This window comes from Streptomyces sp. NPDC111628 (assembly GCF_055635195.1).
In genome coordinates, this window is sequence record NZ_JBVKBZ010000003.1 from 579455 (window position 1) to 604683 (window position 25229).

The 25229-nt window shown below is 73.5% G+C and carries 26 protein-coding genes; 14 read left to right on the plus strand and 12 right to left on the minus strand.

Annotated elements, in window-relative coordinates; genetic code table 11:
• Positions 1 to 25 precede the first annotated feature (25 nt).
• From ACZ7MF_RS17540 to ACZ7MF_RS17560, 5 genes are read right to left on the minus strand one after another with little or no spacing between them, the layout of a single operon-like run.
• Positions 26 to 841 (minus strand): DUF1295 domain-containing protein, encoded by an 816-nt coding sequence (locus ACZ7MF_RS17540; RefSeq protein ID WP_471477682.1) that lies wholly within the window; start codon positions 839 to 841, stop codon positions 26 to 28.
• Positions 838 to 2148 (minus strand): class I SAM-dependent methyltransferase, encoded by a 1311-nt coding sequence (locus ACZ7MF_RS17545; RefSeq protein WP_471477683.1) that lies wholly within the window; start codon positions 2146 to 2148, stop codon positions 838 to 840. The genes ACZ7MF_RS17540 and ACZ7MF_RS17545 overlap by 4 nt, the downstream gene beginning before the upstream one ends.
• On the minus strand, positions 2145 to 3431 hold the full coding sequence (locus ACZ7MF_RS17550; protein ID WP_471477684.1) for a class I SAM-dependent methyltransferase: 1287 nt from the start codon (positions 3429 to 3431) through the stop codon (positions 2145 to 2147). Before ACZ7MF_RS17550 ends, ACZ7MF_RS17545 begins: the two co-directional genes overlap by 4 nt.
• Positions 3428 to 4252 carry a DUF1365 domain-containing protein gene (locus ACZ7MF_RS17555; protein WP_471477685.1) on the minus strand — a complete coding sequence of 275 codons (825 nt, stop codon included), beginning with the start codon at positions 4250 to 4252 and terminating at the stop codon, positions 3428 to 3430. Before ACZ7MF_RS17555 ends, ACZ7MF_RS17550 begins: the two co-directional genes overlap by 4 nt.
• A complete protein-coding gene (locus ACZ7MF_RS17560; protein WP_471477686.1) occupies positions 4249 to 5532 on the minus strand; it encodes an NAD(P)/FAD-dependent oxidoreductase in 1284 nt (427 codons plus the stop codon). Before ACZ7MF_RS17560 ends, ACZ7MF_RS17555 begins: the two co-directional genes overlap by 4 nt.
• A gap of 187 nt (positions 5533 to 5719) precedes the next feature.
• Here ACZ7MF_RS17560 and ACZ7MF_RS17565 point away from each other — a divergent pair, with 187 nt between their 5' ends.
• From ACZ7MF_RS17565 to ACZ7MF_RS17580, 4 genes are all read left to right on the plus strand, one after another.
• A complete protein-coding gene (locus ACZ7MF_RS17565; RefSeq protein ID WP_471477687.1) occupies positions 5720 to 6481 on the plus strand; it encodes an alpha/beta family hydrolase in 762 nt (253 codons plus the stop codon).
• 200 nt (positions 6482 to 6681) lie between these two features.
• Complete coding sequence (abc-f, locus tag ACZ7MF_RS17570) at positions 6682 to 8316, plus strand: ribosomal protection-like ABC-F family protein (RefSeq protein WP_471477688.1); 1635 nt, start codon at positions 6682 to 6684, stop codon at positions 8314 to 8316.
• A gap of 80 nt (positions 8317 to 8396) precedes the next feature.
• A complete protein-coding gene (locus tag ACZ7MF_RS17575) occupies positions 8397 to 10064 on the plus strand; it encodes an ABC-F family ATP-binding cassette domain-containing protein (RefSeq protein WP_471477689.1) in 1668 nt (555 codons plus the stop codon).
• Positions 10065 to 10152: 88 nt separating this feature from the next.
• Complete coding sequence (locus ACZ7MF_RS17580) at positions 10153 to 10608, plus strand: flavodoxin family protein (RefSeq protein ID WP_471477690.1); 456 nt, start codon at positions 10153 to 10155, stop codon at positions 10606 to 10608.
• 2 nt (positions 10609 to 10610) lie between these two features.
• Here the strand turns inward: ACZ7MF_RS17580 and ACZ7MF_RS17585 are convergent, their stop codons facing one another.
• The 3 genes from ACZ7MF_RS17585 to ACZ7MF_RS17595 form a co-directional block, all read right to left on the minus strand.
• The gene (locus ACZ7MF_RS17585; RefSeq protein WP_471477691.1) at positions 10611 to 11270 is read right to left on the minus strand and encodes a fasciclin domain-containing protein; all 660 of its coding nucleotides are present in this window, start codon (positions 11268 to 11270) and stop codon (positions 10611 to 10613) included.
• Positions 11271 to 11508: 238 nt separating this feature from the next.
• Positions 11509 to 12441 carry a M56 family metallopeptidase gene (locus tag ACZ7MF_RS17590; RefSeq protein WP_471477692.1) on the minus strand — a complete coding sequence of 311 codons (933 nt, stop codon included), beginning with the start codon at positions 12439 to 12441 and terminating at the stop codon, positions 11509 to 11511.
• Between the two features lie 6 nt (positions 12442 to 12447).
• The gene (locus ACZ7MF_RS17595) at positions 12448 to 12876 is read right to left on the minus strand and encodes a BlaI/MecI/CopY family transcriptional regulator (protein WP_398327270.1); all 429 of its coding nucleotides are present in this window, start codon (positions 12874 to 12876) and stop codon (positions 12448 to 12450) included.
• 83 nt (positions 12877 to 12959) lie between these two features.
• Here ACZ7MF_RS17595 and ACZ7MF_RS17600 point away from each other — a divergent pair, with 83 nt between their 5' ends.
• Positions 12960 to 13535 (plus strand): TerD family protein, encoded by a 576-nt coding sequence (locus ACZ7MF_RS17600; protein WP_356855889.1) that lies wholly within the window; start codon positions 12960 to 12962, stop codon positions 13533 to 13535.
• Positions 13536 to 13550: 15 nt separating this feature from the next.
• On the opposite strand, the gene ACZ7MF_RS17605 is transcribed toward ACZ7MF_RS17600, so the two are convergent.
• The 4 genes from ACZ7MF_RS17605 to ACZ7MF_RS17620 form a co-directional block, all read right to left on the minus strand.
• Positions 13551 to 15248, minus strand: a complete 1698-nt coding sequence (locus ACZ7MF_RS17605; RefSeq protein ID WP_471477693.1) for a hypothetical protein — start codon at positions 15246 to 15248, stop codon at positions 13551 to 13553.
• Positions 15249 to 15366: 118 nt separating this feature from the next.
• Positions 15367 to 16053, minus strand: a complete 687-nt coding sequence (locus tag ACZ7MF_RS17610) for a lytic polysaccharide monooxygenase auxiliary activity family 9 protein (protein WP_471477694.1) — start codon at positions 16051 to 16053, stop codon at positions 15367 to 15369.
• Between the two features lie 200 nt (positions 16054 to 16253).
• Positions 16254 to 18221 (minus strand): DUF1996 domain-containing protein, encoded by a 1968-nt coding sequence (locus tag ACZ7MF_RS17615; RefSeq protein WP_471478867.1) that lies wholly within the window; start codon positions 18219 to 18221, stop codon positions 16254 to 16256.
• Between the two features lie 196 nt (positions 18222 to 18417).
• The gene (locus ACZ7MF_RS17620; protein WP_471477695.1) at positions 18418 to 19431 is read right to left on the minus strand and encodes a zinc-binding dehydrogenase; all 1014 of its coding nucleotides are present in this window, start codon (positions 19429 to 19431) and stop codon (positions 18418 to 18420) included.
• Positions 19432 to 19545: 114 nt separating this feature from the next.
• Here ACZ7MF_RS17620 and ACZ7MF_RS17625 point away from each other — a divergent pair, with 114 nt between their 5' ends.
• From ACZ7MF_RS17625 to ACZ7MF_RS17665, 9 genes are all read left to right on the plus strand, one after another.
• Positions 19546 to 20130 (plus strand): TetR/AcrR family transcriptional regulator, encoded by a 585-nt coding sequence (locus tag ACZ7MF_RS17625; protein ID WP_471477696.1) that lies wholly within the window; start codon positions 19546 to 19548, stop codon positions 20128 to 20130.
• A 97-nt stretch (positions 20131 to 20227) separates the two neighbouring features.
• Positions 20228 to 21025, plus strand: a complete 798-nt coding sequence (locus ACZ7MF_RS17630) for an SDR family NAD(P)-dependent oxidoreductase (protein ID WP_471477697.1) — start codon at positions 20228 to 20230, stop codon at positions 21023 to 21025.
• Between the two features lie 67 nt (positions 21026 to 21092).
• Positions 21093 to 21788: a class I SAM-dependent methyltransferase gene (locus tag ACZ7MF_RS17635; RefSeq protein ID WP_471477698.1), complete on the plus strand. Its 696-nt coding sequence runs from the start codon at positions 21093 to 21095 to the stop codon at positions 21786 to 21788.
• 42 nt (positions 21789 to 21830) lie between these two features.
• Complete coding sequence (locus ACZ7MF_RS17640) at positions 21831 to 22148, plus strand: gas vesicle protein GvpO (protein ID WP_471477699.1); 318 nt, start codon at positions 21831 to 21833, stop codon at positions 22146 to 22148.
• 36 nt (positions 22149 to 22184) lie between these two features.
• Positions 22185 to 22697, plus strand: a complete 513-nt coding sequence (locus ACZ7MF_RS17645; protein ID WP_471477700.1) for a gas vesicle structural protein GvpA — start codon at positions 22185 to 22187, stop codon at positions 22695 to 22697.
• Positions 22694 to 23479, plus strand: a complete 786-nt coding sequence (locus tag ACZ7MF_RS17650) for a GvpL/GvpF family gas vesicle protein (RefSeq protein ID WP_471477701.1) — start codon at positions 22694 to 22696, stop codon at positions 23477 to 23479. Before ACZ7MF_RS17645 ends, ACZ7MF_RS17650 begins: the two co-directional genes overlap by 4 nt.
• 4 nt (positions 23480 to 23483) lie before the next feature.
• The gene (locus ACZ7MF_RS17655) at positions 23484 to 23762 is read left to right on the plus strand and encodes a gas vesicle protein GvpG (protein ID WP_471477702.1); all 279 of its coding nucleotides are present in this window, start codon (positions 23484 to 23486) and stop codon (positions 23760 to 23762) included.
• Positions 23759 to 24310, plus strand: coding sequence for a hypothetical protein (locus tag ACZ7MF_RS17660; protein WP_471477703.1), 552 nt, complete (start codon positions 23759 to 23761; stop codon positions 24308 to 24310). The genes ACZ7MF_RS17655 and ACZ7MF_RS17660 overlap by 4 nt, the downstream gene beginning before the upstream one ends.
• Positions 24307 to 25221 carry an SRPBCC family protein gene (locus ACZ7MF_RS17665; RefSeq protein ID WP_471477704.1) on the plus strand — a complete coding sequence of 305 codons (915 nt, stop codon included), beginning with the start codon at positions 24307 to 24309 and terminating at the stop codon, positions 25219 to 25221. Before ACZ7MF_RS17660 ends, ACZ7MF_RS17665 begins: the two co-directional genes overlap by 4 nt.
• The last annotated feature ends 8 nt before the right edge of the window (positions 25222 to 25229 follow it).

Sequence of the window (25229 nt, forward strand, 5' to 3'; positions counted from 1 at the left end):
CCCTCACCCCCGTTCGAGTCCGGTCCTACGCGGAGCGGCGCGGCGGGCGCGGGAAGAAGCCGCTGGTGCGCGCCGCGTACGCGGCCCACCCCGGCCGGTCCGCCATGTGCCGCTCAAGCAGCCGTTTCCCGCTGCCGCCGATCAGCAGGTACGTCATCACCAGCGGGGAAACGACGGACACCGCGGCGGCGGCGAGGCCGGCGTCGCAGGCGATCAGGAACAGGCCCCACCAGACGCAGAAGTCGCCGAAGTAGTTGGGGTGCCGGGTCCAGCTCCACAGTCCGCGGTCCATGATGCGGCCCCGGTTGGCCGGGTCCGCCTTGAAGCGGGCCAGCTGGGCGTCTCCGACGGCCTCGAAGGCCAGCCCCACCGCCCACACGGCCGCTCCGGTCCAGGCCGGCACCGACAGGGACCCCGACCCGTACGAGGCGGCCTGCACCGGCAGCGACACCAGCCACACCAGGGCGCCCTGGAGCAGGTGGACCATGCGCAGGGCGTAGAGATTCCGGTTGCCGCGGGCCTTGGCGAGCATGGCCTCGTAGCGCGGGTCCTCGCCGTGGCCCCGGCCGCGCCGGGCGATGTGCGCGGCCAGCCGCAGGCCCCATACGACGGTCAGGACCTCCACCAGTGTCTGGCGCCCGGGGTCGCCCTCCCCGCCCGCCGCCGCGACCACGCAGGTCACGACGGCGACGGCGGCGAGGCCGAGACCCCAGGCCACGTCCACGACCCGGTGCACGCCCTTGCGCACGGCGACGGCGAAGGTGGCCGACATGACGGCGAGCGCGGCCGCCGCGGCCCAGCCCAGACCGGCGGCGAACGCGCCCCACGGGAAGCCGTTCACGGGCGCTCCAGCCGCTCGTACCACTCCCCCGGCGTCGCGGACATGCCGCTGACGCCCTCGGCGGTGGGCCGGACGCCCAGGATCTGGTCGACGCCCATCCGCCGCTGCTCGAAGGCGAGCGCGCCGCCCACCAGGTAGAGCCGCCACACCCGCGCGGTCTCCGCGCCGACCAGCGCGACGAAGTCGTCCCAGCGGTTCTCGAGGGTGCGCTCCCACGCGGCGACCGTGCGGACGTAGTGCTCGCGCAGCGACTCGACGTGGCGCACTTCGAGACCGGCGTCCTCCAGGAGCTGGACCGTCTCGCCGAGGGGACGCATGTGCATGTCCGGGGCGATGTACGCCTCGATGAAGGCGCCGCCTCCGGGGGCATTGCGGCCCCGGGACATCTGCTGCACCAGGACGCGTCCCCCGGGGCGGACCATGCGGTGCAGCGCGGCGGTGAAGGCCGGGTACTCGGCGTCGCCGACGTGTTCGCCCATCTCGATGGTGGAGACGGCGTCGTAGCCCCCGCCGGTGATGTCGCGGTAGTCCTGGCAGACGACCTCCACCCGGTCGTCCAGGCCGCGCTCCCGCACCTGTTCGCGGACGTGCGCCGCCTGCTCCTCGGCGAGGGTGACGGCGGTGACGTTCGCCTTGTGCCGTTCGGCCGCGTAGAGGGTGAGTGAACCCCAGCCGCAGCCGATGTCGAGCAGGCGGGAGCCCGCGGTGAGGCCGAGCTTGCGGCAGATCAGCTCCAGCTTGGCGCGCTGGGCGTCGGCGGCGTTCGCGTCGGTGTACTCGTCCGCCCACACGCCGCACGAGTAGGCCATGGTCTCGTCGAGGAGGAGGCGGTAGAAGTCGTTGGAGAGGTCGTAGTGGTGGCTGATGGCGGCGCGGTCGCGGGACTTGGTGTGCAGGCCGCCGCGCAGCCGGGCTTGGGTGGCGGGCATGGCGGGGCGCGGGCCGACGGCGCCGAGGCGGACGGCGGTGCCTGCCGCGCGGGCCCGGTCGGCGAGGGAGAGGCGGGGCGGGTGCAGCCGGCGCTCCCGGGTGGCGGCCCACATCCGGCGCAGTCCGTCGGCGAGGTCGCCGTCGACGTCCAGTTCGCCGGTGACGTAGGCCTGCGCCAGGCCGAGTTCGCCGGGCTGCCACAGCAGACGGCGCAGGGCACGCCGGGAGCGGACCACGACCACGGGGCCTTCGGCGGGGCCGGTCTCGGTGCCGTCCCAGGCGCGCAGCCGGACCGGGAGCGGACCGCCGAGCGCGTCCTCGACGAGCGCGGCGAGCCGGTGGGCGGCGCCGGTCCTGGCGGTGCGGACGGTGCTCATCGGGCGGGGCCCTCCTTGGTGAACAGGTACTGCTGGACGTCGAGGTAGGCGGCGCGGAAACCGGCCTCGGAGTAGGCGAGGTAGAAGGTCCACAGACGCCGGAAGGTCTCGTCGAAGCCGAGGGCCTCGACCTCGTCGGCGCGTTCGGTGAACCGCTCGCGCCACAGTCGCAGCGTCTCGGCGTAGTGCGCGCCGTAGGCGTCGCGGCGGGCGACGCGCAGGCCGGTGTGGTCGCGGACCGTCGCCTCGATCGCGTCGGTGGAGGGGATCAGGCCGCCGGGGAAGACGTACTTCTGGATCCAGGTGTGGGTGTGGCGGGCGGCGGTCATGCGGTCGTGCGGCATGGTGATGGCCTGGAGGGCGGCCCGGCCGCCGGGGGCGAGGCGCGCGTCGAGGGTGCGGAAGTAGACCGGCCAGAACTCGGCGCCGACGGCCTCGATCATCTCCACGCTGACGACGGCGTCGTAGGTGCCCTGCTCCTCGCGGTAGTCGCGCAGTTCGACGCGGACCCGGTCGGCGAGGCCCGCCTCGCGGGCGCGTTCGAGGGCGTGGGCGCGCTGTTCGCGGGAGAGGGTGAGGGAGGTGACGTGGGCGCCGCGGGCGGCGGCGCGCAGGGCGAGTTCGCCCCAGCCGGTACCGATCTCCAGGAGCCGGGTGCCGTCGCCGACCTCGGCGAGGTCGAGCAGCCGGTCGGTCTTGCGCTGCTGGGCGGCGGCGAGGGACTCACGGCGCGCCGGGAAGCCGAGGAAGACGGCGGAGGAGTAGCTGAGGGTGTCGTCCAGGAAGAGGGCGAACAGGTCGTTGGACAGGTCGTAGTGGCTGCTGATGTTGTCCCGGGCGCCCTCGGGCGTGTTGCGCCGCGCGGCGGGCTGGCGCTGGTGCCACAGGCCGCGCAGCCGCTGGAGCGGGCCGGGGACCAGGTCGGCCGCGTGGGCGGCGAGCACGGTGAGGGCGCCGACCAGGTCCGGGGCGTCCCACTCGCCGGCCATGTAGGACTCGCCGAAGCCGATGAGGCCCTGGGCGCCGATCCGCCCGTGGAAGGCGTCGGGGTCGTGGACCTCCACCAGCGGACCGCCGAGGCCGACGGTGTCGCCGTCCGCGAACCTGACCCGCAGCGGCAGCCGGTGCAGGGCACGGCGTACGACGGCGGCGGCGGTGGCCCGGCGCAGCCGGGAGGCCCGGGGCGGCGCGGCGACGTCGGGCCAGCGGTGCGGGTCGACCGGGGTGCCGCGGACTCCCGGTACCTCGGTCGCGGCGGCGGGGCGTGGATGGGTTGCGGTCATGTCGCTTTCTCCGTGGTGCGGTGACTCGGGCGCGGCTGGACGGGCAGGCCGCGCAGGTAGAGGCGGATGCCGTGCCTGCGGATGCCGGCCGACACCGCGAGGGTCGACCAGGGGTGCCGCAGCGCCAGTCGCAGGAGGGCAGCTGGGGTGGGCTCGCGCCGGGTACCCCGTACGGTCGCGGTGAACGGGCGGGCGCCGGGCCGGTCCAGGCGTACGGTCAGGTCGAGGCGGTCCGCGGGCAGCGGGAGCCGCATGTGGTAGGCGCCGTCGACGGGAAGGAAGGGCGAGACGTAGAAGTCCTTGTCGACGTGTGCGACGCCCGCCTCGTCGGGGTCCAGCAGGTACGCGTGGCGTTCGCCGTAGGTGTTGTGGACCTCGGCGACCACGCAGCGCGGGGCGCCGTCGGGGCCGTCGGGGCCGTCGGGGCCGTCGGGGCCGTCGGGGCCGTCGGGGCCGTCGGGGCCGTCGGGGCCGTCGGGGCCGTCGGGGCCGTGACACCAGTACAGGGTCAGCGGGTTGAAGACGTGTCCGAGGACGCGGGCGTGCGTGAGCATCAGCACCCGGCCGCCCTCCAGGTCGACGCCGCGGGAGGCGAGGAAGCCCTCCAGGCCCGCGCGCAGCGAGGGGGCGTCGCCGGCGAAGTGGTCGCGGGCGCGGAAGCCGGCCAACGGGCGCAGTGGGCGCGGCAGCACGGGGAGGTGGTCGAGGTCGACGAGCCACATGTAGGTGCGGTGGCGCAGGGTGTGGCGGATCGGGTCGAGGCGTATGTGGCCGATCTCGCAGGGGTAGATGCCGGGTCGTGCCGTCGGGGCGGAGGTCACCAGGTCACTCCGAGGGCCGCGGCGGCCTCCACCCCCGAGCGGCAGCCGTCCTCGTGGAACCCCCAGCCGTGGTAGGCGCCGGCGTAGGCCGTGACCGGGGTGCGCAGGCCGGGCAGGCGGCGCTGGGCGGCGACCGACTCGGGGGTGTGGACGGGGTGTTCGTAGGTCGTGCGGGCGAGTACCCGGCCGGGGTCGACCCGGTCCTCGCCGCCGAGCGTGACGACGTAGGTGTCGGCGGCGGCGAGGCGTTGCAGCCGGTTCATGTCGTAGCTGACGCGGACCCGGTCGGCGCCCGCGTCGCAGGCCGGCATCAGGTAGTTCCAGGAGGCCCTGGCTTTCCGGCTCCGGGGCAGCAGGGCGGTGTCGGTGTGGAGGAGGGTGGCGTTGCGGGAGTAGCGGAAGGCACCGAGGACCTCCTTCTCTTCGGGTGTGGGGTCGGCCAGCAACTCCAGTGCCTGGTCCGGGTGGACGGCGACGACGAGGTGGTCGTAGGTGTCGGTGGTGCCGTCGGCGGCGGTGACGTCCACGCCGTCCGCGTGCCGGGACACCGAGCGGACGGGGGTGGCGGTGCGTACGTCGGGCAGCCGCTCCGCGATCCGGTCGACGTAGGAGCGGGAGCCGCCGGTGACCGTGCGCCACACCGGGGAGCCGCCGACGGCGAGCATGCCGTGGTGGTGCAGGAAGCGGAACAGGTAGGCGGCCGGGTAGCGCAGGGCGGTGGCGGCGTCGCAGGACCAGACGGCGGAGACCACGGGCGTCATGAAGTGGGCGCGGAAGTAGCGGGAGAAGCCTTCGCGGTCCAGGAACTCGCCGAGCGTCAGGGCCTGGTCGGCTCCCTGGTCGGTGAGCAGTCGGCGGGCCGCCCGGTGGAACCGGGGCACCTGGGCGAGCATGCGCAGGTAGGGTCCGTGCAGCGCGTTGTGCGGGCGGGCCAGCAGCCCGGCCGGGCCGCGGGCACCGGCGTACTCGAGGCCGCAGCCCTCACACCGCACCGACATGCTCATCTCCGACTCCTGGGTGGCGACGCCGAGTTCACCGAAGAGGCGCAACAGGTTGGGGTAGGTGCGGCGGTTGTGCACGATGAACCCGGAGTCGACCCGGTGGACGCGGCCGTCGGACGCCGTCAGGTCGTGGGTGTGGGCGTGCCCGCCGAGGCGGTCGTCGGCCTCGTAGAGGGTGACGCGGTGCTCGCGGCCCAGTACGTACGCGGCGGTCAGACCCGCCACTCCGCTGCCGACGACGGCGGTGCGACGTGCCGTCTCCCCTGACGCTCGCGGCATCTCGCTGCTCCTCCACCCCAATGTGATCAACGCTTGCGTGGGTAATCCGGAGCGGTGGGGCGGGCGGATTGGAGCAGATCGCGGACCGCCCGGACGACCACCAGTCCGGGAGCGGCGCGGCAACGGATCAGCTGAGACGGGCAGGGGCAGGAAGTGAGGACGGGGCGGAAGGGGAAGAGGGACCGACATGAGCGCTGAGGACGATCCGTCGACGGTCGGGGCACTGCGGGTGCGGCGGCGGCCGCCCCGGGCGCGCGCGGCCGTGCTGGTGCTGCACGGCGGCCGCGCCGAGAGCCGCAGCGCCGCGCGCCCCTGGCAGCTCGCGGCGCTGCGGATGCGGCCCTTCCTGCGGGCGCTGGAGGCCGCCACCGGCCACGACGACGTGCTCCTCGCCCAGGTGCGCTACCGCAGCCGCGGCTGGAACGGTCCCGCGGAGGATCCCCTCCAGGACACCCGGCGGGCCCTCGCCGAGCTGCGGGGCACGGCCGGTGACGTCCCGGTCGTCCTGCTGGGTCACTCCATGGGCGGCCGGGCGGCCCTGGGCGCGGCGGGTGCCCCACAGGTGCGCGGTGTGGTGGCCCTCGCCCCCTGGTGTCCGCCCGGCGAACCGGTCGCCCACCTGCGCGACCGCCAGGTGCTCGTCCTGCACGGCAGCCGCGACCGCGTCACCGACCCCGGGGAGTCGGCCGCGTACGTCTCGCGCGCCCGGGCGGCCGGGGCCCGGGCGGGCATGCTGCTGGTGGCGGGCGGTGACCATGCCATGCTGCGCCACCACAGCCGCTGGCACCGCGCCGCGACCGCGGCCGTCACCGACCTCCTCGGCCCGGAGGCGACGCCGCGCGCGGTGTTCGCCCGGGCGTTCACGGCGGCCGAGCCGCCGGTGCTCCCCCGGGTCCGGTCCGCCGCGTCCGACCTCGCGCCGCGACCGGTACGCGAGCCCGGCTGTTAGGCTGGTGAGGACGTAGATCGTGTATCGAGGAGTCGCGGACATGGTGGGTGACGACGACATCTCCGGGTGAGACCGGGGTGTGACGGCCGCCGGCGGGCGCACAGGAGCGCCGCCGCAGTGGCCGATTTCGTCGTTCCCTTTTCCCTGTCTGCCCGGGCAGAGGTCTGTCTCCTGCCCCTCACCTCCACGAGGTCGTCTCCATGTCCGACGCCACTGTCCGCTGCTCCAACCTGTCCTTCGCCTGGCCCGACGACACCCCCGTCTTCGAGGACCTGTCCTTCACCGTGGGCGCGGGCCGTACGGGCCTGGTGGCCCCCAACGGGGCCGGCAAGTCCACCCTGCTGAAGCTGATCGCCGGTGAACTGCGGCCCACCGCGGGCTCCGTGACGGTGACCGGCGCGCTCGGCCACCTGCCGCAGGCCCTCCCGCTGACGGGCGGCCTCACCGTGGCCGAGGTCCTCGGTGTGGACGCCGTGATCCGGGCCATCGACGCCGTGGAGTCCGGGGACGTGGCCGAGGAGCACTTCACGACGATCGGCGACGACTGGGACGTCGAGGAGCGCACTCACGCCCAGCTCGACCGGCTGGGCCTCGGCACGCTCGCCCTGGACCGGCGGCTGAGCACGCTCAGCGGTGGTCAGATCGTCTCCCTCGGACTCGCCGCCCAACTGCTGAAGCGGCCCGACGTGCTCCTGCTGGACGAGCCCACCAACAACCTCGATGTGGAGGCCCGCGGCAGGCTCCACGACGTACTGACGGACTACAACGGCTGCCTGCTGCTGGTCAGCCACGACCGGGAGCTGCTCGACCGCATGGAGCGCATCGCCGAACTCGGCAGCGGCGAACTGCGCTTCTACGGCGGCAACTTCACCGAGTACGAGGAAGCCGTCCGCGCCGAGCAGGAAGTCGCCGAGAAGAACGTCCGCAACGCCGAGCAGGAGCTGAAGCGGGAGAAGCGGGAGCTGCAGCAGGCCCGCGAGCGCGCCGACCGGCGCGCGAGCAACGCCGCCCGCAACCTCAAGAACGCCGGGCTTCCCCGCATCTTCGCGGGCAACATGAAGCGCGGCGCCCAGGAGTCCACCGGCCGGGCGGGCCAGACCCATGCGAACCGGGTCGGTGACGCGAAGGCACGGCTGGACGAGGCGGAGCGGTCGCTGCGCGAGGAGCAGCGCCTGGCGCTGGACCTGCCCGAGACCCGCGTCCCGGCCGGCCGCACCCTCTTCCTCGGTGCGGGGCTGCGGGTCCGGCTCGGCGAAAGGGACGTCTTCGCGGGCGCGGGCGTCGACCTGACGGTCCGCGGCCCCGAACGGATCGCGCTGACCGGGGCCAACGGCACGGGCAAGAGCACCCTGCTGCGCCTGGTCGAGGGCGGCCTGACCCCGCAGGGCGGCGAGGTCAGGCGTGCCGACGGGCGCATCGCCTACCTCTCCCAGCGGCTGGACCTGCTGGACGACGCGCGCACCGTCGCCGAGAACTTCGCCGCCTACGCCCCGGACCGGCCGGAGGCGGAGCGGATGAACCTGCTCGCCCGCTTCCTCTTCCGGGGCGCCCGTGCCCACCTGCCGGTCGGCGTGCTCTCCGGCGGCGAGCGGCTGCGGGCCACCCTGGCGTGCGTCCTGTGTGCGGAGCCGGCCCCGCACCTGCTGCTCCTGGACGAGCCGACGAACAACCTCGACCTGGTGGGCGCCGGACAGCTGGAGAGCGCCCTGAACTCCTATCGGGGTGCCTTCGTGGTGGTCAGTCACGACCGGCGGTTCCTGCGCGAGATCGGCGTCGACCGGTGGCTGCGGCTGGCCGGCGGCGAGCTGACGGAGACGGGGGCGCCCGAGGTGTGAGCCGGCGGCGTGCCGACCCGGCCCGTGACCGAGGCGCACCGCCCCGCGGGCCGTCCACCGACCACGCTGAACGGATCCCCATGCCTTCCCTGTCCCACCCTGCCCTGCTCGCCCACGACCTCGTGCGCACCCTCGGCGACCGCCGGGTCCTCGACGGTGTCTCGCTCACCGCCTCCCCCGGCCACCGCATCGGCCTGATCGGGGAGAACGGGGTCGGCAAGTCGACCCTGCTGCGCCTGCTGGCGGGCGTCGACGAGCCGGACTCGGGGAGCGTCGTCCGCCCGCCCGACCTCGGTTTCCTGCACCAGGAGATGCCCTACGAGGCCGGGTCCACCCTCGCCGACGTGCTCGACGACGCCCTGCGCGAGGCCCGCGAGGACCTCGCCCGGCTGGCGGAGCTGACCGAGCTGCTCGCCCGGACCCCGCAGGACGACCCCGCCTACCCGGAGCTGCTCGACGCGTACGGCACCCGGCTCGAACAGGCCCGGGAGCGGGAGGCCTGGGACGCCGACCGGCGCGCGGCGCTCGTGCTCGACGGGCTCGGCCTCGGCGGGCTCGGGCACGCTCGCCGCCTCGGTTCGCTGTCGGGCGGGCAGCGGGGCCGGCTGGCGCTGGCGGCACTGCTGGTGCGCAGGCCGTCCGCCCTGCTGCTGGACGAACCGACCAACCACCTGGACGACGACGCCGTCGCGTTCGTCGAGGAGCAGGTGCGCGCCCTGCCCGGGGTGGTCGTGGTGGCCGGTCACGACCGGGCCTTCCTCGATGCCGTGTGCACCGACCTGATCGACCTCGACCCTGCGGTGGACGGCCCGGTGCGGTACGGCGGCGGCTACAGCTCCTACCTGGCCGCCCAGCGCGCCGAACGCGAACGCTGGGAGCGGCGCTGGGCCGAGGAGCAGGAGGAGCTGGCGGGGCTGCGCCGGTCGGCCGGGGTCACCGCGCACCGCGTCGCTCCGGACCGGGGGCCGCGCGACAACGAGAAGATGGGCTACGGCCGTCGCGCGGGCCGGGTGCAGCACCAGATCTCCCGTCGGGTCCGCAACGCCGCCCGCAGGCTGGAGGAGTTGAAGCGCGCCCAGGTGGCCGAGCCCCCGCGGCCGCTGCGCTTCGCGGGCACCGCACTCGCCGAACCGGCCGCGCCGGGCGAGGAGCCACTGGTGTCCCTGCGCGCGGCGCGGGTGCCGGGACGGCTCGCGCCGGCCCGGCTGACGGTGTCGGCGACCGAGCGCCTCCTGGTCACCGGGGGCAACGGCACCGGCAAGTCGACCCTGCTGGCCGTCCTCGCGGGGCACCTCGCCGCCGCGGGCGAGGTACGCCGCCGACCCGGGCTGACGGTGGGGCTGCTCCCCCAGGACACGGTCTTCGACCGGCCGGACCGGACCGTGCGGGAGACCTACGAGGCGGCGCTCGGCACGGAACGCGCTCATGCGGTGCCGCTGCGCTCGCTGGGCCTGCTGCACGAGGCGGATCTCGACCAGCGGGTCGGCCGTCTGTCGGCCGGGCAGCGCCGCCGTCTCGCCCTCGCGCTGCTGATGGCGCGCCCGCCCCAGTTGCTGCTGCTCGACGAGCCCACCAACCACCTCTCCCCTCGGCTCTGCGACGAACTGGAGGACGCGCTCGGCGGCGGGCCCGGCGCCGTCGTCGTCGCCAGCCACGACCGGTGGCTGCGCGGCCGCTGGGAGGGCCGGGAGCTCCGGCTCGGCGCTGAGCGGGGCTCCGGGGACGGGGGCGGGCCGGACGGCGGGTGAGCGGTGCGCGCGAAAGGAACGCGCCCGGGAGCGGTCGTACCGGGCGCGTTCCTTGCCACGCGCGGGGGCCGGGCGGCAGGGTTCGGGCGTGGCTACTTTGCTGATCGTGCATCACACGCCGTCGCCGAACTGCCAGGCGATGCTGGAGTCCGCCGTGTCCGGGGCGACCGCGCCCGGGATCGAGGGGGTCCGGGTGGTCCGGCGGGCGGCGCTCGCGGCCACGGCGGTCGACGTGCTGGAGGCCGACGGGTACCTGCTGGGCACCCCGGCCAATCTGGGCTACATGTCGGGTGCGCTCAAGCACTTCTTCGACCAGGTCTACTACCCGTGCCTGGACGAGACGCGCGGCCGCCCCTTCGGCTCCTACGTGCACGGGGGCAGCGACACCACGGGCGCGGTGCGCGCCGTCGAGTCGGTCACGACCGGCCTCGGCTGGCGGCGGGCGGCGCCCGCGGTGAGCGTGACCGGTGAACCCGGCAAGGCCGACCTGGAGGCCTGCTGGGAGTTGGGGGCCACGCTCGCCGCCGGTCTGACGGACGCCTGACGTCAGCTCTTGGGCATCAGGACGGAGTCGATGATGTAGACGTTGGCGTTTGCGGTCTTCACGTTGCCGCAGACGACCTTCGCCGCGTCGTTGACCTGGTAGGACTCGTCCGAGCCCGAGGTGGTCAGCTTCGACTTCTGCAGGGTGTCGAAGGAGCCGTTCTCCAGGTCCTTCGGAGCCAGCTTCTGGCCGACCACGTGGTAGGTCAGGATGTCGGTGAGCATCGCCTTGTCGTTCAGGACCTTGTCCAGGTCGGCCTTCGGGATCTTGGCGAAGGCGTCGTTGGTCGGCGCGAACACGGTGATGTTCTCGGCGTTGTTGAGGGTGTCGACCAGTCCGGCCTTCTTCACCGCCGAGACCAGCGTGGACAGCGCCGGGTTGTTGGAGGCGGCCGTGGCGACCGGGTCCTTGGCCATGCCGTCGAACGAACCGGCGCCCTCCTTCGGCACCGTGGAGCAGGCGGGACCGAACGGCTCGTCGGAGTCCGCCGTGCCGCCGGAGGTGTCGGACGACTTGTCGTCGGTCGCCGCGGGGGCCGAGGAGGCGGCCTGGGCCGAATCCGAGGAGCCGCTGTCGCCGTCGTCGGAGCACGCGGCCAGGGAAAGGGGCAGGACGGCGGCCGCGGCGACGGCAACGGCGGAACGACGAATACGGGCGTTCATGGAGAATCTCCCTCAAAACAGGCAGCACGAAGGCTGCGTCGACGCAGAGTCGGGTGCAGGGTTGGCTGCGGAGTTGCGGTACAGAGGTGCGGTGAGGTGCGGTACAGGGTTGACGTGGTGGCGATCCGGGGTCAGCCGCCGGTTCGCTGTCGGCGTGGTCTCGGTTCTTCCCTCACACGGGGAATCCGGAGCCGCTCCGGCCCCGGATTGGTTGCTCACCCGATCGAGTGAGGAGCCCTCACAGGGGCGTCGCGGCCCGGAGGATGAGGAACATGGTGACGGCGGCGTTCGCGGACGACATCGCCGAGACGGCGGTGCCCGCGGCCGCGACCCACGCGGCCAGGCCCACCGAGGTGAACACCGGGGGCCAGGTACGGACCGAGGGTGCCGGGCCGAGCAGGGCCGCCACCCGGCGCGGCACCGGACCGGGCGCCGCGAGCCCCGCGAGGGTGGCGACGGGTGTGCCGCGGGAGACCAGGGCCGCCTTGCCGATCGCGGTCGCGACCGTCCGCCGGTCGCCGACCGTCCGTGCGGCCGCCTCGTCCGCCCACCGCTCCGCCGTGTAGGTCACGGCGGTCCGCAGCGGGCGCAGGAACGGGTTGGCCAGCGCGGCCAGCCGCACGGCGAGCAGGAAGCGGTGGTGCCGGGCGGCGAGATGGGCGCGCTCGTGGGCGAACAGCGCGCGCCGCTCCCCCGGTTCGAGGCAGTCGAGCAGGGCCGTGCTCACCACCACGCGGTCACGGCGTCCACCGGGCAGCGCGTACGCGTAGGGCACGTCGTCCGGCAGCACGGCCACCCCGGTGCCCGGCAGTCCGGCCAGTGCGCGGTGGGCGGCACGGCGCACCCTGCGGTGCCGCCACAGGGCCCGCACCGAGGCCGCGACCACGGCGCACAGGGCGGGGATCGCCGTCTTGCCGACGACCTCGTCGTAGGGCACCGCCGCCCGCACCTCCGGGTCCGACCAGCCGTCGGGGAGCGGGTTGCCCGGCAGTTGCGCGGTGCCGACCACCATCACCAGGGCCAGGCACAGCGTGCTGCACAGCGCCATCACGGCGGCGACGACGGTGAGCAGCCTGGTCGCCGTGCGCGGGTGCAGGTGCTGCTCGGCCAGCCTGGCGATCGGCCACGCCGTCAGCGGCAGGACCAGGGGCAGGAAGACGAAGACTCCCATACGGTGTCAGCCGTCCTCCGCGGCACGCGCGTGCCCCAGCAGTTCGCGCAGCAGCCGTTCGTCGTCGGGGTCCAGGCCGGTGACGAAGCTGGCCAGCACCGCCTCCCGGTCGCTCTCGGCGTCCAGGACCTTGCGCATCTTCCGGGCGGCCAGTCCCGCCTGGTCGGCGGCGGGCGTCCAGGCGAAGGACCGGCCCGCCCGCTCCCGGCTGACGGCACCCTTCTCCAGGAGCCGGGTCAGGATCGTGATCACCGTGGTGTAGGCGAGGTCGCCGCCGAGGCGCTCCTGCACCCAGCCGGCCGTCGCGGGCCCGTCCGCCTCGCGCAGCGCGGACAGCACCAGCGCCTCCAGCTCACCCTGCCCCCGTCGCCGCGGACGCCGGTCATCCGTCACGGCCCGCCTCCTTCCGCCGCCGATCGTCTTCCGGAGCGACATCGTATAGAAAGGTTTCTTCTACAGTGCTGTAGATTGTCGGCAGGCACACATGGAACACGACGGACGCGACGAAGGAGAACGCAGTGGGAGTTTCCCTGGCCAAGGGCGGCAACGTCTCGCTCAGCAAGGAGGCGCCCGGCCTGACCGCCGTGCTGGTGGGTCTGGGCTGGGACGTGCGCACCACGACCGGCACCGACTACGACCTGGACGCCTCGGCGCTGCTCCTGGACGCGTCGGGCAAGGTGCTATCGGACCGGCACTTCGTCTTCTACAACAACCTCACCAGCCCGGACGGCTCGGTCGAGCACACCGGCGACAACCTCACCGGTGAGGGCGAGGGCGACGACGAGGCGGTCAAGGTGAACCTCGTCGCGGTCCCGGCCGAGGTGGGCCGGATCGTCTTCCCCGTCTCGATCCACGACGCGGAGAACCGCGGCCAGAGCTTCGGCCAGGTCCGCAACGCCTTCATCCGGGTCGTCAACCAGGCGAACAACCAGGAACTCGCCCGCTACGACCTGTCCGAGGACGCCTCGACCGAGACCGCGATGGTCTTCGGCGAGCTGTACCGGCACGGCGCCGAGTGGAAGTTCCGCGCGGTCGGGCAGGGGTACGCCTCGGGTCTCGCCGGGATCGCCGCGGACTTCGGCGTCAACGTCTGACTCGGACCCCGAGGGTCAGTGGTCCGTCGCGCAGCAGCCGGTGCCGCCGTCGGTGGCCGGGGCGGCGCGGGCGGTGTCGAGGCGGCAGAAGCAGGACGCCTCGACCGGCACGTCCGCCAGAGCGGCGGCGAGCTTCAGCTGCTGTGCCACGATCCGGGCCTCCCCCGCCCTGCCGAGCCGTACGAGGCACTCGTGGAGCCCGTGCAGGGCCCAGACGTTGTTCGGGTGCTGGAGCGGGCGGGGCAGGGTGTCGTCCAGACCCAGGTCGGCCCGGTAGACCGCCTCGGCCTCGGCGGTCCGGCCCTGTTCCAGGAGCAGGGCGCCGTAGGCGTGCCGGGTGGGCTGCATCCAGCCCCAGGGTTCGTCGTAGGGCAGATTGTCGTCCAGCTCGATGGAGCGCTCCAGGGCGGTGAAGGCGGCGGCGTGGTCGCCCCTGCGGTACTCCAGCTCGCCGTCGAGCATGGCGGAGGCGATGGCGAGGATGTCGGCGCAGGTGTTGTTGAACAGCGTGCGGGACTCGGGCACCCGGTCGACCGCCTCGCGGAACAGTCCGCGTTCGGTCTCCGCCTCCGCGACCCGGCCGGTGGCCGAGAGGGCGACGCCGCGGGCGTAGTGCAGCATCGCGGTCGTCACGCAGTACAGACGCGGGTCGTCCGGCAGTGGCAGGGCGAGGATGTCCGCCCAGCGGCCGAACCGGATCAGGACGTGCACCCGCATGGCCAGGAAGGCCTCCAGCCAGTCGGCCATCGGCGGGCTCTCCACCCGCAGCAGTTCCCCGGGAACGGACGCCTCCAGGCGGGCCGCGGCGTCGAGGGCGACCTCGTACCGGCCCAGGAACATCGCGCCGTAGATCTTGAAGTGGTGGTTGTGCGCGCGGTAGAGGGTGTAGAAGTTCATCGCCCCCGACCGCGCCAGGAACTTCTCGTCGGCGGCGATCGCGGCCTCGTTGTCCGACACCACGCGGCGGTAGTCGCCGCACAGCACTTCGAGGTGCGAGGGCATGTGCAGCAGGTGCCCCGCGTCCGGGACCAGGCCGCGCAGCCGGTCGGCGACCGTGAGGGCCGCCTCGGGGGTGGGCGACATCTCCATCAGGTGGATGTAGAGGTGCACGACGCCGGGGTGGTCGCGGCCCCCCTCCGCGGCCAGGGCACGCTCCAGCACCTCCTTCGCCGCCAGGGTGCGCGCGCCCTCCGCGGGCAGCCCGGTGCGCAGGTCCCACAGCTGCCAGGGTGTCAGGTTCATCAGGGCGTCCGCGTAGAGGGCCGCCACGTCGAGGTCGTCGGAGGCCAGTTCGTACGCGGTGCGCATGCCGTCGGCGTACGGCGGGTTCCACACCGAGCAGTCCTCGACGGCGCTCGCCTGCGGGTAGCGGGCGCGCAGGGCGCCGATCAGGGCCCGCTCGACCGGCGTGGCCCGACCGGCCAGGTCGTGGGCGCGTTCGACGGCGGCGTGGGTGCGGTCGACGGTCCGGGTCAGCTCCTCGGTGTCGAAGGCCTCCCACGGCTTGTTGTAGTTGGGGCCGAGTGCGTGGGCGATGCCCCAGTGGGCCATGGCGCAGTCCGGGTCCGCCGCGACGGCGGCCTCGAAGCAGGCGACCGCCTCCTCGTGGTGGAAGGCGTACGTCCACACCAGCCCACGGTCGAACCACCGCTGGGCCTCGGGCGACGAGGTCGTCACCGGGCGCCCGTGGCCTCCCAGGTCGTAGTAGTCCATGAGGGGACGTATACCGCACCCGGGACGGTCGCGGAGCGCTTCGGCGGACGGTCGCGACCGGTGTCCCCGCCGGGCGCGGGCGCGACCGGCGGGGGTGGGGGGACGGGAGTGGCGCGGATCAGCCGAAGTCGACGTCGCTGCACAGGAAGTACGTCTGGTCCATGTGCGAGGCCTGCCAGATCGTGTAGACGACGTGCCGGCCGCTCAGTCCCGAGGTGCTCACCGGGATCTCGTAGTTCTGACTGGGCCCGTAGCTGCCCGTGCGCGCGACCTGTTGAAGGTCTCCCCAGGTCAGCGCCTGGGTGGCGGGGTCGAAGCCCTGCTTGGTGACATAGACCAGGAAGTAGTCGGCGCCGTGGCTGGCCTGGTCGTAGAGCTTGACGGTGAAGTCGTCGGCAATGTCCGTGGTCTGCCAGGGACCCACGGCGTCCAGGGAGTTGTAGCGCCCGCTCTCGGTCCGGCCGCCGCTGCAGAGCTGGCCGTCGGGGACGACCGCCTCGAAGTTGCCGGCCGAGCCGTTGCGGTAGAGGCCGTTCCAGTTCCACATGGCGTTGGGGTTGTCCTGCCACGCCTGCCAGCACATGGGGTCCTCGTCGGCCATGGCCGGGTTCTGGAAGTCGTCGCCCCAGCGCTCCCAGCAGCCGTAGTTGCGGGAGGCGGGATCGACGACCGAGCCGTGGGCGACGGCGGTGCCGCTCCAGGGGATCAGGGTGAGCAGGACCGCGGCCACTGTGCTGAGGGCCAGGGTCGTCGCCCGGCGGGTCCTGCCGGCGAGATTCGTTTTGGCGCGATCATGACAAGTCATGAGGCATCCTTCTTCCGCGTGGGGGGACAGCGAGGAACAGGAACTCGCGAGCAGCAGTGGGAGCGCTCCCAAGGTCTGTTCGAAGACCAGGCTGCGCCCGGGTGCGGGAATTGGCAACATCCCGAATGAGCCAAACGGCGAGTGGGCGGGGAACGGCCCCGCCCACCCACGCTCATGCACTCATGCGGCTCCCACAGCCGTTACGGCGCGCGCCGCCTGGAACGGAGCAACAGCACGCATCCCCCGGCGAACAGCACGCCGCCGACCGCCGCGGGCCACAGCCCTAGTCCGGAACCCGTCTCGGCGAGGCCGCCCTGCGCCTGCGGTGCGGGCGCGGGCCCGGTGCTACTCACCTCGTTCGGGGCGTCGGCGGATGTCGTCGCGGCCCTGGGCTCCGCGCTGGCGGATGCGTCGGCGTCCTGGCCCTCGGCCGGGGGCGCGGGCTCGTCCCCGCCGGTCCGCCCGTCGTTCCGCTGCTCGTTCTGGCCCTCGTTCTGGCCCTCGTTCCGCTGCTCGTCCTGCTCCTCGTTCTGGCCCGGGGCCTTCCCGGCGTCCTTCCCGCCTGTCTGACCGTCCTGGCCGTCCTGGCCGTCCTGCCCATGCTGGCCGGTGTCCGCGGGTGCCGAGGCCGTGGCGGTCTGCTCGGCCGGGGGCCCGGCGGTCTGCCCGTCGTCGTTGCCGCCGGGCTGTCCCCCGTCGTTGCCGCCGGGCTGTTCCGCGCCCTGGCCCGGCTCGGACCCCGGAGGTGTGTCCGGACCGCACTCACGACCGGAGTTGATGCATTCGACCATCTCGCGCATCAGGTCCTCGTCGAAGACGTTGATGAAGTCGCTGTGGTCCGTGACCGGCTTGTGCAGCTGCTCGGGGAAGGAGTCCACGGCGAACAGCGGAACGGTCCTGCCCCCGTCCTCCAGGCTGGGCGCGGCCACGTCGTAGACGACCCGCTGCACCAGTCGCGGAACGGCCCGGAACCCCTCCGGGCAACTGCCGTCGGCGCCCGCGAAGGCCATGTGGGTACGGTGGTTGGCGCTGTCGATGTTGCGGCCGTCCCAGCAGCTCTGGAAGGTGAAGGTGCGCACCACGTCGCTGCCCGACGGACAGAGCGGGTACTTGTCCTTCAGCTGCCGGTCCTCGAAGCCGGTGCAGCTCCAGGAGGCGTTCGCGTTGGTGTTGCCGTTGACGAACGCCTTGGCGTCGCCGGTGATGATGCGCAGCAGCCTCGGCATCTCGGTGACCTGGCCGCGCTCGTTGCCCTCGAACGTGAGGGTGACCTCGGCCGGCGTGACGATCTCGCCCGCGTTGCCCTCGATGCCGCCGCCCGGTGACTGGGCGTCCTGTTCGGCGGTGCCGTTCTGGAGCCGCAGCACGGGCCAGTAGTACGAGGACTTGTCACCCTGGTCGGCGCAGCTCGTGTCACCGGCGGCCAAATCCTCGTCGCTGGCGAAGGCGTCGTTGGCCTGGTTGCCGACGTAGTCGTGGAAGTGGTGGGCACCGTTGCCGACGCCGGGGGCGGCGATCAGGTTGTCCGAGTTGAACAGGCCCTCGGCGTTGACGCCGCAGCTGGTGGCGAAGGAACCGGTCGAGGCCTTCTTCTGCCGGGGCGCCGGCGCGGCGTTGGGCTGTACGGACTCGATGTCGACGTAGTCCGCCGCCACGGGGCCGTTGCCGGCCTGTCCGCCGTTGCCGGGCTGCTGCTGCCCGTCACCGGGCGTTTCACCCTTGCCTTCCTGCTGCCCCTGCTCCTGCTCCTGCTCCTGCTGGGCCGGGCTGCCGCTCCCCGCGTCCGCCGACGCGATCTCGGTGCGGCGCAGGGTGCACTCGGCCAGGGTGTCCAGGCCCTCCGGACGGTCACCGGCCTTGTCGATGGCGGCGGCGATGCGCTCGATCGTCGCCGCGCGTTCCTTCTTCAGCGGGTCGAGGATCGCGCCCTCGTCGAGCGTGCCGTCGTCCGCGGTGCGGGCGGCCTCCTGAAGCCCGCGGTAGGCGGCGGCGATCTGCTCGTCGAGCTGGGCGAGTTCGGTGTCCACCTCCGGCCTGGCCTGCTCCGGAACGGCCGTGAGCCGCTCGGTCAGGTCGGGGCAGTCGACGGTGGCCGCGACCCCGGAACTGCCCAGCGGAACGGCGGCGTTGCCGGACTCGGTCGCGGAGGCGAAGACGTTCACGGCCACCAGTCCGCTGCCCCCCAGTATCAGCGCGACCGCTCCGAAGGTCGCGCGCCGCGCCCCGGTCGGGCGTCTGCGCCTGTTGTGTCCCAAGGCGTGCTCCTGTGTCGTGACGGACTCGGACATGAAATGCCCCCGGCTCCATACGGAACCGGGGGCCGGAGCGTTCAAACGCCGCAGGGATTCTCAGCTTTCCCTCACTTCACGGGCGCAGCACCAGCCGGATCGGGTCGCCCTCCTTCTTCTCCAGCCGGGCGACCGCCGCGGCGGCCTCGGCGAGCGGCAGCACCCCGCTGACGGACCCGGAGAAGTCCAGCCGTCCGCCCTGGATCAGCCGCAGGAGCTGTGGCAGGGCCACCGGCATGTCGGAGCCGTAGTGGCCGAGGATGCGCTGCTGGAGGTAGCTGAACCGGGTCCCGTCCGTGATGGTGAGCGGCTTGTCGGTCAGACCGGCCAGGACCAGTCGCCCCTTGGGCGCGAGGACGGAGACCGCCTGCTCCCGCACCGGCGGCACGCCCGCGAAGTCGAAGGCGGCGGCGAGCCCCGCGCCGCCCGTCGCCGCACGGACCGTCTGCCGCAGCTCCGGGTCGGCGGAGTCCAGGGCCAGGTCGGCGCCCGCGGCCAGGGCCCGTTCGCGGGCGACGGGGTTGGGGTCGACGGCCACGACCGGGCAGGCACCGATCGCCCGGAGCAGTTGCACGGCGTGGACGCCGAGGCCGCCGACGCCCCACACGCCGACCGCCTCGGCGGGCCGGACCTCCCCGGTCTCGGTGATCGCGCCCCACGGGGTGGACACGGCGTCCGGGATGATCGCGCCCTGTTCGAAGGGGATGGCGTCCGGCAGCGGCGTCATGGCGTCGGCGACGGAGAGGGCGTACTCGGCCCAGCCGCCGTCGTAGTCGACGCCGCGGGTGTAGGTGACACCGTCCCGCTTCTCGCCGGCGTGCAGCACCACCCGCTGCCCCGGCGACCAGGCGGTGACGCCCGCCCCGGTCTCGGCGACGGTGCCGGAGACCTCGTGGCCGAGGGTGACGGTGTCGCCCCGGAGGAGGAGCGGGGTGAGCGTGCCGTCGATGAGGTGCACGTCGGACAGGCAGACGCCGGCCGCCTCGACCTTGACCAGCACCTCCCCCGGGCCCGGCTGCGGGCGGGGCACCTCTTCGAGCCGCAGCGTGCGGCTCGGGACGTGCAGGCGGGCGGCGAGCATCTGCGCCATGACAGGACCTCCTCGGTGCGGCGGCGACCGCCGGACGGTCCCCAACGGTCCATCGCAGGTCGACTTGCGTTAACCGTACACCCAATGCAAGCCCGCTTGCTTTAAGCTGGTCCGATGAGCTCACCGGAACCGTCCGCCCCGCCCCTGCGCCGCCGTGGGGAGCGCATGCGGCAGGCCGTGCTGGCGGCCACGGTGGAGCTGCTGTCGAGCCAGGGCCTGGCGGGTGCGACGGTCGGCGCCGTGGCCCGCGCTGCCGGGGTGCACGAGACCTCCGTGTACCGGCGGTGGGGCACGCGGGAGAACCTGATCCTGGACGCGCTGACGACGGAGCTGGACGCCGCGCTGCCGGTCCCGGACACCGGGCGGGTCCGGGACGACCTGCTGGCGTTCTTCGCCGCCCTGGCCCGCCTGCTGGGCACCCCGCAGGGCCGCGCGCTGCTGCGGCTGAGCGTCGAGCACGACGACACCCTGGAGGACCGGCGCGGCCCCTACTGGAGCGAGCGTCTCGACCGCGCCGTGGTGATGGTGCGGCGGGGCGTCGAGCGGGGCGAGCTGGCCGCGGACACGGATGCCGGGCTGCTGATCGAGGCGGTCAGCGGTCCGCTGTTCGTGCGGGTGCTGCTCAGCGGGGCGCCGCTGGACGACGTACTCGTACGGGGGCTGGTGGACCTGGCCCTTGCCGGGGCCCGTCCGCGGTGAGCGGTCCGCCCCGTGCCGGACCGTGCGGGTGGCGACGGCCCGGATCGGGGCACCCGGTGGCCGTGAGGGGCGCGGGTGCGCCGAGGACGGAGGAACCATGGACGGCAGCAGGCCGCTCGCCCTGGTCACCGGGGCGTCCAGCGGAATCGGGTACGAGCTGGCCGCCTTGTTCGCGGAGCACGGCTACGACCTCGTGGTCAACGCCGAGGACGAACGGCTGGAGCAGGCCGCCCGGCGGCTGCGGGAGACGGGCGTGGAGGTACGGGCCGTACGCGCGGACCTCAGGGACCCCGACGGCGTGGACCGGCTGATCGCCGCGCTGACCGGGCTCGCGGTGGACGTGGCGGCCCTCAACGCCGGGGTCGGGCAGGGCGGCGCCTTTGTCGACACCGACCTCGCGGACGACCAGTCCGTCATCGACCTCAACGTGACCTCGACCGTGCGGCTCACCAAGCCCCTCCTGCGGGACATGGTGGCGCGCGGGGTCGGGCGGCTCATGTTCACGTCCTCGGTCGCGGCGACGATGCCGGGCTCCTTCCAGTCGGTCTACAACGCGTCGAAGTCGTTCGTGCAGTCCTTCGCGCAGGCACTCCAGGAGGAGGTCGGGGACACCGGTGTCACGGTCACCTCCTTCATGCCGGGGCCGACCGAGACCGACTTCTTCCGCCGGGCCGGAATGACGGACACCAAGGTCGGCACCATGCCCAAGGACGACCCGGCGCAGGTCGCCCGGCAGGCGTTCGACGCCGTCATGAAGGGCCGCGGGAAGCTGGTCACCGGCTCGGCGAAGACCAAGGCCCAGGGGGTGGCGGACAAGGTGCTGCCGGACCGCGTCAAGGCCGCCGTACACCGCCGGATGGCCGAACCGGAGACGGCGCGGGACGGGAACGGCTAGGGCCTGTCTGACAATTCGCGTCGTCGCCCGGAGGGCCCCTTGTCGGCGGCTCGCGACCGGTGGAACGATGCCGGGGCACCGGCTCACCGCACCGAAGGGACCGACCGTCGTGACCGACGACCAGGAACGCCCGCGGGCGGCCGCCGCGTTCGACGCGCTGGGCGTCGAGTACGAGAAGGCGTTCGGCGCGTCGAAGACGCACCGCCGCTCGCTGGAGTGGCTGCTGGCACGGCTCGCGCCGGGCAGCCGGGTGCTGGACGTGGGCAGCGGCACGGGGCGGCCCACCGCCGAGACCCTCGCCGGCGCCGGGCACGAGGTGCTGGGCGTCGACATCTCCCCGGTCATGGTGGAGCTGGCCGCACGGCAGGTGCCCGCCGCCACGTTCCGGTGCGCCGACATCCGTGACGTACCGCTGGCGGACGGCTCGTTCGACGCCGTCTGCGTGTACTTCTCGCTGCTCCAGCTCGACCGGGCGGAACAGCAGGACCTCGTCCGGCGTCTGGTGCGGTTGCTGAAGCCTGGGGGATACCTGGTCCTGGCCACCGTGCCGCTGGACGTGGAGGGCGTCGACGCCACCTTCATGGGTCAGCCGGTGCGCGTCACCAGCTTCCCCGCACAGGAGCTGATCGCCCTGGCCGAGGAAGCCGGGCTGGAGGTGCTGGCGCAGGAGGCGGCGATGTTCACCCCGTCCCACCCCGAGGCCCGGCCGGAGCCGCACCTCTTCCTGCACTGCCGGCGCCCGGGGCAGCCCCGGATGGGGTAACCGGGCACGCCAGGACCGGGGTCCCACGGTCACAGTGGGCACATGACAGAACCTGGCGAGCGACGGCGCCGCACCACTTCCACCACCACGCGCGAGCGTGGCGTGCGCGACGCCCGGGACGCCGCCCGGCACGCCGCCGACGCCCTGTCCGAGCTGATCCGGCACCACCTGGAAGGGGTCTCCGCGGTGTGCCGGAGCGAGGACGGCGGCTGGATCGTCAACGTGGACGTGCTGGAGGTGGCGCGCATCCCCGACACCACCAGTCTGCTCGCCACCTACGAGGTCGAGCTGGACCCGGCGGGCGACCTGCGCCAGTACCGCAGGATCGCGCGCTACCGGCGCGGGGCCCAGGACCAGTGAGCGGACCGTGAGGCCCGCACCCGGAAGGACCACCGCATGATCACCTACGACGACGAGGTCGTCTGCGCGCCCCGCGCCGGAACCCTCTACGACGTCCTCGAACTCATCCTCGACCGCGGCATGGTGATCGACGTCTTCGTGCGCGTCTCCCTCGTGGGCATCGAGATCCTCAAGGTGGACGCACGCATCGTGGTCGCGAGCGTCGACACCTATCTCCGGTTCGCCGAGGCCTGCAACCGGCTGGACCTGGAGCACGACGTGCGCTCCAAGACCGTGCCCGAGATGTTCGGCAGCCCGATGGCCAAGACCGTGGGCAAGGCCGGTGCCAGGCGCACGGCACGCTCCCTCACCGACAAGGTGCGTGACGTCCTCACGCCCGAGCACGAGCACGACGAGGGGCCGGAGGAGACGGAAGACCGTCCCCGCGCGGGCGCCGAGCGCGGCAGGAGCACGCAGCGGTCCCGCAGCCGGCCCGCCGCGCGCACCCGCGACGAGGACGACCGCCCCCGTTCCCGCTCCCGCCGGCGCACCGAGGAGGAGGACCGATGACCGCGCCCGCCGCCACGACTGCCCCCGGAGCCGCTCCCGGGGCGGCCCCCGTACCGAAGGCCCTGTACGTCTACGGCATCACCCCGGCCGGAGTCCGCACCCCCCGCTCCGCGGGCGTCGACGGCGCCCCGGTACGGCTGCTGACGGAGTCCGGGCTGTGCGCCGCGGTGTCCGCCGCGCCCCCGCGGCTGCGGCCCCGGCGCCGTGACCTGCTGGCCCACCAGGCCGTCCTGGACGAACTGGCGGCGCAGGGGCCGGTGCTGCCCATGCGGTTCGCGGTCCTCAGCCCGCGCACCGACGCCCTGCTCTCCCAGCTGCGCTCCGACGCGGCCCACCTGACGGCACAGCTGGACGGTGTACGGGGATGCGTGGAATTCAACGTCAAGGGGACGGTGGTCCCCGGCCACTTCGCCGACCTGGTGCGCCGGGACGACAAGCTGCGGACCCTGGCCCTGCGGACCCGGCGCCGGCCGGACTACGAGGCCAACGTCCGGCTGGGCGAGGCGATCGCCCTGGGTGTGCGCCGCGAGGCGCGGCGCACGGCCCGGGAGGTCGTCGACCGGCTGGCCCCGCTCGCCGTCCGTACGGTCCAGGGCGCGACCGACGACGAGCAGGTGCTCAGCGCGTCGTTCCTGCTGCGTTCGGCCGACGAACCGCGGTTCAGGGAGGCGGTGGCCGCACAGGCCCGGGACCGCGGAGACCGGCTGGCCCTCAGCGTGACCGGTCCCCTGCCCTGCTACAGCTTCGTCGACCCGCGCCCCGCGGCACCGGCCGGCCGGTGACGGCGTGGGCATCGTGAGCGGTCTCCTCCTGCTGCCCCTCGCGCCGGTGCGCGGCACGGCGTGGATCGCCGACCACCTGCTCCAGGAGGCCAGGCGCCAGGCCCATGACCCACGCGTCGTACAGGCGCGGCTGGCCGCACTCAACCGGGCCCTGGACGAGGGCGCCATCGACGAGGCGGCCTTCGAACGGGAGGAGGAGCGCCTCCTCACCCTCCTCGAACGCCCGGCCAGGTCCACCAGGCCTGCGACCACCACGAATCAATCGCGGAGACGACACCTATGAACGACAGCAGGACGGCCATGGCGGCTGCCGTGGCGGGCGGCTATCTCCTGGGGCGCACGAAGAAGGCCAAACTCGCCTTCGCGGTCGGCTCCTACCTGGTGGGCCGACGGGTCGGTCTCTCCCCCGGCCAGGTGCTCGGCCAGGGGCTGGGCAGTCTGCAACGGGCGCCGCAGTTCCAGGAGTTGACCGACCAGGTCCGGGGCGAGCTGCTGACCGCCGGACGCGCGGCCGTCACCGCCGCGGCGAACCGCCGGCTCACCACCCTGGCGGACACGCTCCGCGACCGTACCGACGCGCTCACCGGCGAGGGCCGACGGGACGACGGCGGCGACGACACCTGGGACGAGGACGCCTACTTCGACGAGGAGGACCGGGCGGAAGACCGGCGGCCCGCGCCGGAACCGCCCCGGAAGACGGCCAAGAAGGCCGCGCCGCGCAAGGCGGCGCCTCCCGCGAAGAAGGCCGCGAAGAAGACGGCCGCCAAGAAGGCGGCGCCGGGGAAGCGGACGGCCGGTCCGGGCGTCCGGCGCGGGGGTGGGCGCGCATGACCCCCGACCGGAAGGGCGACGGCGGACCGTCTCCCCTCGGCGACCTCAAGGACGCCCTGGGCGGCTACCTGTCCGCCGCGGGGCACGGACTCGTCGGCAGGGCGGGTGACCGGCTCGGCTCCCTGACCGACCGCCTGACCGAGTCGGCCGACGGCGGTGGTTCCAAGGGCGGGGCCGGTGGTTCGAAGGGCGGATCCGATGGTTCCAAGGGCGGATCCGGTGGCTCCAAGGGCGGCGGCAGCGTCAAGGCGACGCACATCATGGAGACCGTCGACATCGGCGTCCCCCTGCGCACCGTCTACGACCAGTGGACGCAGCTACAGGACTTCAGCGACTTCACCAAGGGCGTGCAGAGCGTCAGCCCCCACGACGAGGTGACCTCGGACTGGACCGTCAAGATCGCCTTCTCGACCCGCAGTTGGAAGGCGACCGTCCAGGAGCAGGTCCCCGACCAGCGGATCGTCTGGACCTCCGAGGGCGCCAAGGGCAGTACCAACGGAGTCGTCACCTTCCACGAGCTGGCGCCCCGGCTGACCCGGGTCGTCGTGGTCGTCGAGTACTACCCGGCGGGCTTCTTCGAGAAGACCGGCAACCTCTGGCGCGCCCAGGGCCGGCGGCTGCGACTGGACCTGAAGCACTTCGCGCGACACGTGACCATGACGGACGACGAGGAGATCGAGGGCTGGCGCGGCGAGATCCGCGACGGCGAGGTCGTCAAGAGCCACGAGGAGGCGCTGGAGGAGGACGAGGACGCGGCGGACGAGTACGAGGACGACGAAGGCGAGGACGAGGACGAGGACGACGAGGACGGTGAGTACGACGAGGAGGAGCCGTATGCGGACGAGGACGAGGACGAGGACGACGACGAATACGAGGACGAGGACGCCGAACGTGCCCGCCCGCGTCGCTGACGACGTCG

Excerpts from the sequence above, each read along its gene's own strand:
- ACZ7MF_RS17545 (WP_471477683.1), bottom strand. The coding sequence starts at position 2,148 with ATGAGCACCGTCCGCACCGCCAGGACCGGCGCCGCCCACCGGCTCGCC.
- ACZ7MF_RS17550 (WP_471477684.1), bottom strand. The coding sequence starts at position 3,431 with ATGACCGCAACCCATCCACGCCCCGCCGCCGCGACCGAGGTACCGGGA.
- ACZ7MF_RS17560 (WP_471477686.1), bottom strand. The coding sequence starts at position 5,532 with ATGCCGCGAGCGTCAGGGGAGACGGCACGTCGCACCGCCGTCGTCGGC.
- ACZ7MF_RS17565 (WP_471477687.1), top strand. The coding sequence starts at position 5,720 with ATGAGCGCTGAGGACGATCCGTCGACGGTCGGGGCACTGCGGGTGCGG.
- abc-f (WP_471477688.1), top strand. The coding sequence starts at position 6,682 with ATGTCCGACGCCACTGTCCGCTGCTCCAACCTGTCCTTCGCCTGGCCC.
- ACZ7MF_RS17575 (WP_471477689.1), top strand. The coding sequence starts at position 8,397 with ATGCCTTCCCTGTCCCACCCTGCCCTGCTCGCCCACGACCTCGTGCGC.
- ACZ7MF_RS17585 (WP_471477691.1), bottom strand. The coding sequence starts at position 11,270 with ATGAACGCCCGTATTCGTCGTTCCGCCGTTGCCGTCGCCGCGGCCGCC.
- ACZ7MF_RS17590 (WP_471477692.1), bottom strand. The coding sequence starts at position 12,441 with ATGGGAGTCTTCGTCTTCCTGCCCCTGGTCCTGCCGCTGACGGCGTGG.
- ACZ7MF_RS17595 (WP_398327270.1), bottom strand. The coding sequence starts at position 12,876 with ATGTCGCTCCGGAAGACGATCGGCGGCGGAAGGAGGCGGGCCGTGACG.
- ACZ7MF_RS17605 (WP_471477693.1), bottom strand. The coding sequence starts at position 15,248 with ATGGACTACTACGACCTGGGAGGCCACGGGCGCCCGGTGACGACCTCG.
- ACZ7MF_RS17610 (WP_471477694.1), bottom strand. The coding sequence starts at position 16,053 with ATGACTTGTCATGATCGCGCCAAAACGAATCTCGCCGGCAGGACCCGC.
- ACZ7MF_RS17620 (WP_471477695.1), bottom strand. The coding sequence starts at position 19,431 with ATGGCGCAGATGCTCGCCGCCCGCCTGCACGTCCCGAGCCGCACGCTG.
- ACZ7MF_RS17625 (WP_471477696.1), top strand. The coding sequence starts at position 19,546 with ATGAGCTCACCGGAACCGTCCGCCCCGCCCCTGCGCCGCCGTGGGGAG.
- ACZ7MF_RS17630 (WP_471477697.1), top strand. The coding sequence starts at position 20,228 with ATGGACGGCAGCAGGCCGCTCGCCCTGGTCACCGGGGCGTCCAGCGGA.
- ACZ7MF_RS17635 (WP_471477698.1), top strand. The coding sequence starts at position 21,093 with ATGCCGGGGCACCGGCTCACCGCACCGAAGGGACCGACCGTCGTGACC.
- ACZ7MF_RS17640 (WP_471477699.1), top strand. The coding sequence starts at position 21,831 with ATGACAGAACCTGGCGAGCGACGGCGCCGCACCACTTCCACCACCACG.
- ACZ7MF_RS17645 (WP_471477700.1), top strand. The coding sequence starts at position 22,185 with ATGATCACCTACGACGACGAGGTCGTCTGCGCGCCCCGCGCCGGAACC.
- ACZ7MF_RS17650 (WP_471477701.1), top strand. The coding sequence starts at position 22,694 with ATGACCGCGCCCGCCGCCACGACTGCCCCCGGAGCCGCTCCCGGGGCG.
- ACZ7MF_RS17660 (WP_471477703.1), top strand. The coding sequence starts at position 23,759 with ATGAACGACAGCAGGACGGCCATGGCGGCTGCCGTGGCGGGCGGCTAT.
- ACZ7MF_RS17665 (WP_471477704.1), top strand. The coding sequence starts at position 24,307 with ATGACCCCCGACCGGAAGGGCGACGGCGGACCGTCTCCCCTCGGCGAC.